This window comes from Enterococcus devriesei (assembly GCF_001885905.1).
In the GTDB taxonomy this organism is placed as follows: Bacteria; Bacillota; Bacilli; order Lactobacillales; family Enterococcaceae; genus Enterococcus_A; species Enterococcus_A devriesei.
In genome coordinates this window covers 233,489-246,021 of the sequence record NZ_JXKM01000001.1, presented here as the reverse complement: position 1 = coordinate 246,021, position 12,533 = coordinate 233,489, and the positions used below count along the sequence as shown (strand labels likewise).

The following is a 12,533-nucleotide window of genomic DNA, read 5'->3' as shown; positions in this document are numbered from 1 at the left end:
GATTGATTTTCCACAGGTTCTTTTACTTCTCTACTATTTTTCTACGTAAGTCCATTTGTAATCCCAAGAAGCGCCAGCTGGGTGATGTACGATGCCTTTGACTTTCTCGTTTACTAAATGAGCTTCTGATAATTGGTAAAGCGGCGCAATCCCTGATTCCTTAGAGATGATTTCGTTAGCCTTTTGCAGATCATCCCAACGAGCTTCTTCATCACTAGCATCTTTGTTGCCAGAATCATCGACTGCTTTATCATACTCTTCGTTGCTCCAACGTCCACGGTTGTATGAATTCCCTGTAACGAATAAATCAGTGAAGCTAGATGGGTCTGCATAGTCAGCTCCCCACCCGCCTAAAAGAACATCGAAGTCGCCGTTATTCGAACGATCTAAACGAACAGAGAATGGTACTGGTGTCGGTTTAACTGTGATACCTGGCAAGGTTTCTTCTAAAGCACTTTGCATATATTCGATCACCTTTTTCGATGAATCGGTATCTGATGCCATTAATTCGAATGAAAGTGAATCGATATTCAATTCCTTTTTGGCTTTATCCCAATATTCTTTGGCTTTTTCTTTATCATAAGGAGCTAAATTACCCGCTTCTTTCGCGAAATCTTCGTCTGTCTTAGGATCTTTTGACATTCCTGATGGTACTAGACCAGTCGAAACAACTGAGCCATCACCTAATACTTGGTTGACTAAAGATTTACGATTAACTGCGTAAGAAATTGCTTTACGCAAGTTTTCATTTTTAAATGGTGAGTCCGCTTTACGTTGATTGAATTCAAGGTAGCTAGTACGGGCTTCTTTAAATGATTTGTAGGCTGGATCATTGGCATTTTGCTGTGCTAATTCACCTGAAAGGATAATATCATCGGCTTCACCGTCTTTAAATAAGTTCAAAGAGGTCGAAGATTCTTTCACGACATTAACTTTGATATTCGATAATTTGACTTCGTCTTTGTCCCAATACGTATCATTTTTCTTATATTCCCACTCCGTGTCCGTCCCCGGTCCATCGAAGCCTTCTAAGGTAAATGGTCCGTTATAAACGGATTTGTCACTCTTAGTCGCATAGTCTTTTCCATTTTCATCAACCACTTTTTGGTTTTGTGGGAAGAATGAAGGAAAAGCCAATAGATAATCAAAATAAGGTGTTGCCTTTGCTAATTTGATTTCCAATTCGTGATCATTCACTGCTTTGATCCCTAATTCATCAGGTGATTTTTTTCCAGCAGTGATATCCGCCGCGTTTTCAACTGGTTCAAAGAGATAGGCATATTCTGAAGCTGTTTCTGGTTTCACTGTCCGTTGCCATCCAAAGACATAATCTTTTGCTGTTACAGGATCGCCATTCGACCATTTTGCATCTTCTCTTAATTTAACAGTATAGGTTTTACCATCATCACTGACTTTGACTTTTTCGCTAGCACCAGCAGGCTGAGGCTTATTGTCTTTGTCTAAACGATAAATTCCTTCATAAACATTATTTAATGCAGTGAAGCTGATTGTATCTGTAGCAACTGATAAGTCAGCGGTAGGCATTTCTTGTTGAACAACTAAATTGAAGGTGCCGTTGTTGTCTTTCGAACCGCTGCTAGAACTACTCTCGCTGTCCGATGACGACCCTCCGCCATAGCAACCCGCTAAAACTAGACCACATATTGCGATAATCCCATAAGCAAATTTATTCCTCATATCTTCTTCCCCTTTGTTTCAATTTTCAGAATAATTATGTTTTTCTGAGTTAAGCAGTAGTTTAATCATTTCTTTTTAATAAATCAATACATTTGCTTAAACTTTTTTTAATTTCAGCAAAAAATCCAAATAAATCTTGTTAAATCAACAATTAATTAAGAAAAATTTTTTTCTTAGCTAACTTAACCAATTAAATGTCGCTTATTTCCTAGTTGATTTCCATCAAGATGTAAACTAACTTCTTTTTTAAAGATAAAAATAATAACCACTATTTTAGAGCAAACTTTCATTTTTTCATTTTTAAAACGCAATCATAGACTTTAAAAATTAAAATACTTTCTCACCTTTTTTTCATAAATACCATTGACATTCTTTTTGTTTTCTTATACGATGTTAACAACAAATTTTATAAAAATTCTGACAATAAACGGGTGGTTGCAATGACGAATACAAAAACAGCTTTCAACGCAACTTTATTATTATAGCAGGGACTCTTTCTTGAAATTTTTTCAAAGAGTCCCTATTAGCATTGCATCGGAGAAGAAAGAGGTTCTTCTCCGATGGAGTGCTTTTTTTATACCCGCTTTTGACTAAGGAGGAAAAAAGATGAGAAAGATCCAATTTTTCGACACTACATTGAGGGATGGCGAACAAACACCAGGAGTCAATTTTAATGTCAAAGAAAAAATTCAAATTGCCCTGCAATTAGAAAAATGGGGCGTTGATGTCATCGAAGCTGGCTTTCCGATCGCCTCGCCGGGAGACTTTGAAGCGGTTCAAAGTATCGCGCGTCAAATAAAAAAAATGACTGTCACCGGTTTGGCACGTTGCCAGAAAAAAGACATTGATCGCGCCTATGAAGCCCTAAAAGAAGCAGTCGATCCGCAAATCCATGTTTTCCTAGCTACAAGTGAGGTCCATATGCAATACAAATTGAAAATGACTAAAGCAGAAGTTCTCGCCTCGATTAAAGAGCATGTCAGCTATGCCCGCAGCTTATTTAAAAAAGTTCAGTTTTCACCAGAAGATGCTTCGCGAACGGAAAAAGACTTCCTATTAGAGGCAGTCCAAACGGCGATCGATGCCGGCGCGACGATTATTAATGTACCGGATACGGTGGGCTATTCGAATCCCACAGAATATGGCGGGATCTTCCGCTATCTAATCGAAAATATTCAAAGCGAGACAGAGATCAGCTTTTCTTCCCATTGTCATGACGATCTAGGCATGGCTACCGCCAATGCCCTGGCAGCGATCGAGAACGGTGCCAATCGAGTCGAAGGTGCAATTAATGGGATTGGTGAACGGGCCGGCAATACGGCTTTGGAAGAAGTCGCTTTAGCATTATTCATTCGCAAAGATTTTTATCAATGTGAAGCAAGTATCGTTTTAAATGAAACCAAACGGACCAGTGAATTAGTTTCCCGCCTTTCAGGCATTCCAGTTCCAAAAAATAAGGCAATCATTGGCGAAAATGCCTATGCTCACGAATCAGGTATTCATCAAGACGGTGTGCTAAAAAATCCCGAGACGTATGAGATCATCACCCCGACTTTGGTTGGTGTCAGCCAAAATTCCCTGCCCCTTGGAAAATTGTCCGGCCGTCATGCTTTTAATACGAAACTTGAAGAGCTTGGCTATCAAATGAACGAGACAGATAGCAAAGAAGCCTTTAAACGATTTAAAAATTTAGCGGATAAGAAGAAACAAATCACGGATAAAGATTTAGTTGCACTATTAGCCGACCAATATCGAGAAGAAATTGAAAAATGGAAACTAGCCGACGTCCAAGTCCAATACAGCTCTAATGGTTATCAAGGAGCTATCGTTTCTATCTCAAGTGAGGAGAGCGATATCAAAGTGGCTTCACGGATCGGATCAGGAAGTATTCAAGCGATCTACAACGCCATTGATGAGCTGTTCCAGCAAGAACCTCGGCTGACGGAATATGAAATTCAAGCATTAACTGGTGGTGAAGATGCGCAAGCTGAAGTTCGAGTTACACTGTTTGATGAAAAAACCAATCGTGAGGTCCGCGGGATCGGGGTCGATTTCGATGTGCTTCATGCCTCAGCTAAAGCTTATGTACAAGCCAGTAATCATTTAATTCAAACGATAATCGAATAAGGAGATGCATTTATGAATAGTAAAATTGTTATTTTAGCCGGTGATGGGATCGGGCCAGAAATCATGGACAGCGGGTTAACGGTCTTAGCCGCGATCAAGGCACAGTGTTCTCACGAATTTACCATCGAAAAACAGCCTTTTGGCGGTGCCGGAATCGATGATGCGGGTGCCTCCTTGCCTGAAGCAACGCTTGCCGCTTGTCAAACAGCCGATGCAATCCTTCTTGGTGCCATCGGTGGACCGAAGTGGGAAAAAATGACCGATACACCAGAAAAAGGTCTATTGGCTTTACGTAAAGCCCTGAACTTATTCGCTAATATCCGGCCAGTCTCCGTTTCTTCTGCTTTGCTGCACCTCTCACCTTTGAAGCCAGAAATTATTGAAGGCACGGATTTGATTATCGTTCGGGAATTAAGCAGTGGCATTTATTTTGGCGAACCACGTGAATTAGGTGAAACGATGGCCTTCGATACTGCTCGGTACCAAAAATCAGAAATTAAGCGGATCTTACATGCGGCTTTTACGATCGCTCAGGGCCGCAGTAAAAAGGTCACCTCGGTTGATAAGGCCAACGTTTTGGCCTCCAGTAAACTGTGGCGGGCAACCGCCGAGGAGGTCGCAAAAGACTATCCTGATTGCCAATTAGAGCATCAATATGTAGACTCCGCAGCGATGAAGTTGATTCAAAATCCCAAAGCCTTCGATGTGATCGTTACGGAAAATCTTTTTGGGGATATTTTAAGTGATGAAGCCTCGGTCTTACCTGGCTCGCTTGGCGTCTTACCAAGTGCGAGTCATAGCTCTGATGGCCCTTCCCTTTACGAGCCAATCCATGGCTCTGCCCCTGATATCGCCGGCAAAGGAATTGCCAATCCGATCTCAATGATTTTATCGGTAGCCATGATGCTGCGTCAGTCCTTTCAAGAAGAAGCTGCGGCAGCCGCGATCGAAGCTGCTTGCGATACCGTCTTAAAACAAGGGGTATTTACTAGTGATCTTGGGGGACAAGCCTCCACGACAGAATTTACCGACGCTGTAGTTAAAGAACTAACGAAAAAATAAAACTGGCTAATCAGATAGCAAAAAATAGCCGATAAGGAGTACAAACGATGAGACAGACATTATTTGATAAACTTTGGCAGCGACATGTTGTTCATGGTGAAGCAGGCGCACCACAACTGCTTTATATTGACTTACATTTGATTCACGAAGTTACGTCACCGCAAGCCTTTGCTGGTATTCGTGAAGCGGGACGAACCTTGCGTCATCCCGAAAGAACCTTCGCGACAATGGATCACAACACTCCGACAGTCGATATTTTCAATTTCACGGACCTCGTCGCGAAAAAACAGATCGATACGTTGCGAGCTAATTGTGACGAATTCGACGTTCAACTTTGTGATAATGGTAGTCAACGACAAGGGATCGTCCACATGGTGGGACCGGAAACCGGCTTGACCCAACCAGGAAAAACGATCGTTTGTGGCGATTCTCATACAGCTACTCACGGTGCGTTCGGTGCCTTAGCCTTTGGAATTGGAACTAGCGAAGTAGAACACGTTTTTGCGACTCAAACCCTTTGGCAAAATAAACCAAAAAATATGGGCATCAAAATTACTGGCACATTGCCAAAAGGTGTCTATGCCAAAGATATTATTTTAGCCTTGATTGCTAAATACGGAACTAATTTTGGAGTTGGTTATGCTGCTGAATTTTGCGGAGAGACCATTGAAAGTCTCTCGATGGAAGAACGCATGACGATTTGCAATATGGCGATTGAAGGAGGCGCCAAGATCGGCTTGATCGCTCCCGATGAAAAAACCTTTGAATACGTCGCGGATCGCCAATACGCGCCTAAAAACATGACTGCTGCAATTGAAGATTGGAAACAATTATACACAGACGAAGACGCACAATACGATAAAGTCTTGACGCTAGAAGTCGGTGAGCTGGTTCCTTTCGTTACTTGGGGCACTAATCCCGAAATGGGGGTGCCTTTTGACGGAACATTTCCTGCGATCACCTCGCCGGATATTCAACAAGCCTACGATTATATGGGTTTGAAGCCCGGACAAACCCCGGCGGATATTCCGATTGGCTATGTCTTTATTGGTTCTTGCACCAACGGACGGCTTTCAGATTTGCAAGAAGCGGCCAAAATCGTTGCCGGAAAAAAAGTCAATGACCAAGTTACCGCGATCGTGGTTCCCGGTTCCCGCCCTGTTCGTAAAGCGGCAGAAGAAATCGGCTTGGATAAAATCTTTAAAGCGGCGGGCTTTGAATGGCGTGAGCCGGGTTGCTCGATGTGTCTCGGAATGAATCCGGACCGTGTCCCAGCAGGCGTTCATTGTGCCTCTACTTCTAATCGAAACTTCCAAGGACGCCAAGGAAAAGATGCCCGTACACATCTGTGCAGCCCCGCGATGGCCGCCCTCGCCGCCATTAACGGAAACTTTGTCGATAGTCGTAAGGAGGTTATCTAATGGAAAAATTTACCGTCTATACTGGAAAGACCGTTCCGTTGATAAACGACAATATTGATACCGATCAAATCATTCCTAAAGGTTTCCTGAAGCAAGTCGATAAAGCTGGCTTTGGTAAACATCTTTTTGATGAGTGGCGTTACTTAGAGGATTGTTCAGAGAATCCCGCGTTTATTCTAAATGCATCAGAGCGCAAGGAAGCGACGATTTTGATCTCTGGCGAAAACTTTGGTTCCGGCTCTTCCCGGGAACATGCAGCTTGGGCGATCCAAGACTATGGCTTCAAAGCAGTGATCGCCGGCAGCTACAGCGATATTTTTTACATGAACGCTTTAAAAAATGGCCTGCTGCCAATTCAATTGTCCCAATCTGTGCGAGACACGCTAAGTCAATTACCAGCTGATCAAAGCATCACGATTGATCTACCAAAACAAGAAGTCCGCACCCAAGACGCCTGCTATGGTTTTTCAATCGACCCGACTTGGAAAGAAAAACTGGTGGAAGGCTTGGATGATATCAGTATCACTTTAGGCTATGAAGACGAGATCACGTCCTACGAAAAAAAGATGCCAACTTATTAAAGCCAACACGAGCTCATTAAATCTTTTTCTAAAGCAGCAAAAAACTCTTCGAAAAAAATTTCGAAGAGTTTTTTTTAATTTAACACCTGTTCTTGTACATATTGGGCATAAAGCGGATGCGTGGCAATCAATTCACTATGAGAACCGTGTCCGGTCACTTCCCCTTTTTCAATGAAATAAATATGATCGGCATCCACGATGGTGGACAATCGGTGAGCAATTACCAACGTCGTCCGCCCTTCCATCAATTGATCCAATGCCCGTTGGACCTTTTCTTCAGATTGGGAATCCAAGCTGGCTGTCGCTTCATCTAGCATTAAAATCTTAGGATCTCGCAAGAAAGCACGAGCGATGGCGATCCGTTGTTTTTGTCCACCAGAAAGTTTCACGCCTCGTTCGCCTAACTCTGTTTCCAATTGCTCTGGAAAATCACGAACAAATTGATCAGCGTAGGCTAATTCCAACCCATGCCACAATTCGGCTTCCGTTAAGGTGCGTTCTAATCCATACTGCAAGTTTTCGCGAATGCTTCCGGCAAAGACCGCACTATCTTGAGAAACATAACCGATTTGGGAGCGCCAATTCGTTAGACTGATATCTTCGATGGTTTCAGCACCGATCTTGATCGTGCCATTGACCGGATTGTAGAAACGTTCCAGCAAGGCGAAAATAGTCGATTTCCCGCCGCCGCTTGGTCCAGCAAAAGCGATCACTGTATTAGGTTTCGCTTCAAAAGAAACATTTTTCAAAATCGGATGATCTTCGGTATATTGGAAGGATAAATTTTCTGCCTTAATCGTTTGTCCAGTGACATCGATCCGTTTACCCATTTCAATTGGTTCTAAATCCGTCTTGAGAATTTGTTCGATCCGTTCGGTTGCGCCCATCGCCTTTTGAACTTGAGAGAAGAACATGGCAAAACTAGCTGCCGGCATCATGATGTTAAATAGATATAATAGGAAAGCGACTAACTCTCCACTCGTTAAGGTGCCAGCTTGAACGCGAACTGCACCATACCCTAAAATCCCTACGAATAAACCTAACATAACCGTCGTAATAATCGGTTGCAACAAAGCCTCGACTTTAGCATCCTTGATCCCTAAGCTGAAAATTTTGTTAATGAAAGACCCGCCGCTTTCTTTTTCAAAGGTTTCACCGTTGCTAGCTTTAATCAAACGAATCTCCGATAATTTTTCACTAGCTTCCGCATTGAAGTCTGCAGTCGCCGCTTGTAATTGACGACCTAACCGAGACATCACCCGGCCGATCGGCATCATGATCAAAGCCATCACAGGCACCGCCAAAAACATCAGTGACGCCATCTTCCAGTCCATTACGAATAAAATCACCATGGAGCCGACTAGCTGGATTGCCCCAGTTATAAAGTTAGGAAATTGGGTTGCCACCAAATCTTTGATGACCGTTGTATCATTGACTAACCGTGAGCTGCTTTCCCCTGATTTATGGTCATCAAAATAACCAACGGGCATTTGCAGTAAATGACCCCATAATTTTTCCCGCAGTGTTTTAACCGCACTTTCTCCTACAAAACGCAATAAAAAGCTGCCGATTGCACCAAAAGCTAATTGCGCCACGAAAGCCAAAACTAACACAATCAACATCTTCTTATCGATCTGGGCCAATTTACTCGTATCGATCAAGCCTTTGGTTAATTGCGGTACGATCAAACTGGCACCGCTAGTCAACAAGCTCAAAAATAAGCCGATCATAAACAACGCTTTCTTTGGATTAACACTCGTGATCAATCGAATAAAATCCTTTAATTTATAGTTACTTTTAGCAGCAGGTCTTTCCTCTGCCATGTCCATTCCGCGATCCATGTGCGATTCCTCCTCTTTTAGCAAAATTTTTTGCTAAAAATCTTCCCATTCTGTCTCTTTAGTTGTTTGCTTTTCATCTGGTGTTTCGGGAAAATCACGGCTCCCCCAGAAATCCTGACGAAAATCATGTTTGAAGTCTCTTGAAAAATCACGAGAAGCCTTGCGCATTTCTCGCTTCATTTGATTACGCATTCGGTGCTGCTCTTCCCGCGAAAGATTTCGCCAGTCTTCCTGCCAATTTTCCGCAAATTGTTCACGCATTGCCTGCATCTGCCGTAAACGATCCATTGGATCAACGAAGCGCCCCGCTTGCTTTTGAAATTCTTCTTGCCAGCCAGCTGAAATCTTTTGCATGTAGGCACTGAAATTTTCCTGCTCTTCTTCTGTTAAACCGGCAAAAAAAGCTTCACTCATGTCTTCACTAACATGACTAAATTTCTGCGCTTTTTGTTGGCCCTGTTGTGTTAAGAAAACACGTTTGATGCGTTTGTCCTGCTCTTCTTCTTTCCGCAGAACATCCCCACTTTTTTCCATTTTTTTCATCAATTCCGCCAGTGAACTAGGACGAATATCTAAAATCTCGGCTAATTGGCTTTGAATTAATCCGTCTTCTTTTGCCAAAACGGCTAAGACACGTTGCTGCCCATTTAATTTTTGTCGTTTACTCATGAACGCATTACTAGCTGAACTAATAAAACGTAATTGTCGCATCAAATCTTTCGTAAAATCACTCATTATCAAGCACTCCTTCATCTTTTCCATTTAAAGTTCGGTACCTAACTTCATTTCGTTTGCTATTATAGTTCGGTGCCGAACTATTGTCAACAATTATGTTGAACTTTTTTTAAAAACGCAAAAACACCGACTCTAAAGCAATCTGCTTTAAAAGTCGGTGTTTGATTTTATTCTTTATTCTGCTCTTCTTTGACTGGACAGCCGCATTCGCAATCTTCACAGGAGCTGCCATTTTTGATCCTGCGATAAATAACCACTCCGGCCCCGCCAAAGATTAAGACGCTTAAAATTATAGTTGCCATTCTTTCACCTCTTTGATTTCTTCAATCGTAATCGTCGGTGATTGTTTCACTGGTTTTCTCAAGATGAAGTACAGCATTGCGACAATCAAACCGATTGCAAGGATAAAGCCAACGCCAAGTGCTCCGCCTTCAAAGACTACATGACCGATTTGGTAAATAATAAAACTAACCACGTAGGCCAAGCCACATTGGTAGCCAATCGCCCGCCAAGTCCATTTGATATCGCCCATTTCACGATGGATCGCACCCATCGCAGCAAAACATGGCGCGCACAATAAATTAAAGACTAAGAAAGAATAGCCAGCGACAGGTGTATAGGCCGCTTGCAAGGACTTCCAAATTTCTACTCCGTCTTCCGCTACTTCGGCATGCCGATATAAAATCCCAAAGGTTCCGATAACATTTTCCTTGGCTACTAAACCAGTGATCGCGGCAACTGCTCCCCGCCAATCACCCCAACCTAATGGCGCAAAAATCGGCGCGATCAACCCACCTAAAGCCGCTAAAATACTGTCATTTTCATTGACTGATTGTAAGGAGAAATTATAGCTGGAAATAAACCAGATCACGATACTAGAAACAAAGATGATCGTCCCAGCCCGTTTAATAAAGGCTTTACTGTGATCATACGTATAACGGATCGTATTACCGATTCTAGGCATATGATACAGCGGCAATTCCATAATAAAGGGCGATGGGTCACCAGCAAAAAGTTTGGTTTTCTTCAAAGCGATTCCCGATAAAACAATCGCTCCCATACCAATAAAATAAGCCGATGGGGCTACCCAACTACTATTTGGGAAAAAGGCTCCAGCTACTAGCGCAATGATTGGCAACTTTGCCGAACACGGCATAAAGGTCGTCAGCATCGCCGTCATTCGCCGATCCTTTTCATTCTCGATCGTGCGACTTGCCATCACACCCGGCACACCACAACCAGTGGCAATCAGCATCGGGATAAAAGATTTACCTGACAAGCCGAACTTGCGAAAGATCCGGTCCATTACAAAAGCGATTCGCGCCATATAGCCGCAGTCTTCCAATAATGCCAAACAAAGGAACAACACCATCAATTGCGGCAAGAAGCCTAATACGGCTCCGACACCGGCAATGATTCCATCTAAGATTAAGCTTTGCATCCAACCAGCCACATGCCATGACTGTAAGGTAGAGCCGACAAAATTAGGTACGATATCGCCGAAGAGATTGTCATTCACCCAATCCGTTCCCATCGCTCCAACCGTCTGAATCGCAATATAATAAATCAACCACATCACCAACATAAAAATTGGCAACGCTAGGAAACGATTCGTTACGACTCGGTCGATTTTATCTGAAAGAGATAATTTAAATTGATCCTCGTCCACTACGCATAATGTTTTTAAATCGGTAATAAAATTATAACGTTCGTTGATGACTAGGCTTTCAGCATCCTCACCGAAGATCTTTTCCGTGATCTTAGTAATCTCCGCTAAGTCCTTCTGCTGGATTGAACTTAAATCTAATTCTTTTTGTGCTCGTTCGTCTCGCTCAAATAATTTTAGGCTATACCAGCGGCTGTATTTTTCCAACACGGTACTGCCTAAAACTTCTTCAATCTCGCTAAGTGCTGCTTCCAGCTTCTTATCATAGTGCGGGAAATTAACTTCTTCGACACCTTTTTTGATTAAATGCAACGCCTCATTAACAGCTTTATCAATGCCCCAATTTTTTAATGCGCTGATTCCCACTACGGGCACCCCTAAGGCATAAGAAAGTTTTTCCAAATTGATTTGCTTGCCACTTTTTTTGATGATATCCATCATGTTGACTGCTACAACGACTGGAATACCGGTCTCGATCAATTGCGTCGTCAAATAAAGATTGCGTTCAAGATTGGTCCCGTCAATAATATTAATGATGGCATTGGGCGTCCCAGATAGTAAATAATCCCGAGCCACTACTTCTTCTGGCGAATAAGGTGACAATGAATAAATACCTGGCAGATCATCGATAGTAACATCAGAATTCTTTTTGTAGATACCTTCTTTGCGCTCTACTGTTACCCCTGGCCAATTGCCGACAAATTGATTCGTTCCAGTTAAGACGTTAAAGGTGCTGGTCTTCCCGCTGTTAGGATTCCCCGCCAATGCAATATGGACTTTTGCCATCTATTCCGCCTCCTTCGCGACAACAATCATCTCTGATTCATTTTTCCGTAAACTTAATTCATATCCGCGGATCCGTAATTCCATCGGATCGCCTAAAGGAGCTAATTTTACAACCTTGATCTCCGTTCCTTTCGTCAAGCCCATGTCCATTAAGCGCCGTTTAATTGCGCCGCTGCCATGAACATTCACAACAGTTCCTTGTTCCCCAACCTTCAATTGGTCAAGTGAGATCCACGATTGCTGAGCTTCCGTTAGGTCTTTCACAAGTATTTTCTTTAATAAAGATTGAGATAAGGCTAAGCGGGTATTGTGTAGCAGAATAATCCCGTTATCGCCAGAATGATTTACAACCGCAACCTTCGAACCCACAATCATACCTAGATCTTGCATGCGGTGCTTTAGATCATTATCTAGTGCCATTTCATCAATTTGAACTACTTGGTTCAACGAAACATCTGCTAAAGTCGTCATATACCCTCCACCTAACTCTAATCAATAATGAGAATCTTTCTCACTAAGAATAGCTTCATTTGGCAACAAAGTCAATAATTGGTCGAAGATTTTCTAGTTTGGCGAGCAGTTTGTTTGACAATCACTGATTCATTTGATTTTAAAG

The 12,533-nt window shown here is 42.6% G+C and carries 10 protein-coding genes; 4 read left to right on the top strand and 6 right to left on the bottom strand.

Annotation, left to right across the window (positions count from 1 at the left end; genetic code table 11):
• Positions 1-33: 33 nt before the first annotated feature.
• Positions 34-1,698: a peptide ABC transporter substrate-binding protein gene (locus RV00_RS01050; protein WP_071860750.1), complete on the bottom strand. Its 1,665-nt coding sequence runs from the start codon at positions 1,696-1,698 to the stop codon at positions 34-36.
• 606 nt (positions 1,699-2,304) lie between these two features.
• Here RV00_RS01050 and RV00_RS01045 point away from each other — a divergent pair.
• Genes RV00_RS01045 through leuD form a run of 4 tightly spaced genes read left to right on the top strand, consistent with a single transcriptional unit; the run spans position 2,305 to position 6,889 of the window.
• Positions 2,305-3,825, top strand: a complete 1,521-nt coding sequence (locus RV00_RS01045) for a 2-isopropylmalate synthase (protein WP_071860749.1) — start codon at positions 2,305-2,307, stop codon at positions 3,823-3,825.
• A 12-nt stretch (positions 3,826-3,837) separates the two neighbouring features.
• Positions 3,838-4,887 (top strand): 3-isopropylmalate dehydrogenase, encoded by a 1,050-nt coding sequence (gene leuB, locus RV00_RS01040; protein WP_071860748.1) that lies wholly within the window; start codon positions 3,838-3,840, stop codon positions 4,885-4,887.
• A gap of 47 nt (positions 4,888-4,934) precedes the next feature.
• Positions 4,935-6,308: a 3-isopropylmalate dehydratase large subunit gene (leuC, locus tag RV00_RS01035; RefSeq protein WP_071860747.1), complete on the top strand. Its 1,374-nt coding sequence runs from the start codon at positions 4,935-4,937 to the stop codon at positions 6,306-6,308.
• Positions 6,308-6,889: a 3-isopropylmalate dehydratase small subunit gene (leuD, locus tag RV00_RS01030; RefSeq protein WP_071860746.1), complete on the top strand. Its 582-nt coding sequence runs from the start codon at positions 6,308-6,310 to the stop codon at positions 6,887-6,889. The genes leuC and leuD overlap by 1 nt, the downstream gene beginning before the upstream one ends.
• A 74-nt stretch (positions 6,890-6,963) precedes the next feature.
• On the opposite strand, the gene RV00_RS01025 is transcribed toward leuD, so the two are convergent.
• From RV00_RS01025 to RV00_RS01005, 5 genes are all read right to left on the bottom strand, one after another.
• The gene (locus tag RV00_RS01025) at positions 6,964-8,730 is read right to left on the bottom strand and encodes an ABC transporter ATP-binding protein (protein ID WP_071860745.1); all 1,767 of its coding nucleotides are present in this window, start codon (positions 8,728-8,730) and stop codon (positions 6,964-6,966) included.
• A 33-nt stretch (positions 8,731-8,763) separates the two neighbouring features.
• Positions 8,764-9,465: a MarR family winged helix-turn-helix transcriptional regulator gene (locus RV00_RS01020; protein WP_071860744.1), complete on the bottom strand. Its 702-nt coding sequence runs from the start codon at positions 9,463-9,465 to the stop codon at positions 8,764-8,766.
• Between the two features lie 167 nt (positions 9,466-9,632).
• Positions 9,633-9,767, bottom strand: coding sequence for a FeoB-associated Cys-rich membrane protein (locus tag RV00_RS01015; protein WP_071860743.1), 135 nt, complete (start codon positions 9,765-9,767; stop codon positions 9,633-9,635).
• Positions 9,755-11,917 (bottom strand): ferrous iron transport protein B, encoded by a 2,163-nt coding sequence (gene feoB / locus RV00_RS01010; RefSeq protein ID WP_071860742.1) that lies wholly within the window; start codon positions 11,915-11,917, stop codon positions 9,755-9,757. Before feoB ends, RV00_RS01015 begins: the two co-directional genes overlap by 13 nt.
• Complete coding sequence (locus tag RV00_RS01005) at positions 11,918-12,388, bottom strand: FeoA family protein (protein WP_071860741.1); 471 nt, start codon at positions 12,386-12,388, stop codon at positions 11,918-11,920.
• Between the last annotated feature and the right edge of the window lie 145 nt (positions 12,389-12,533).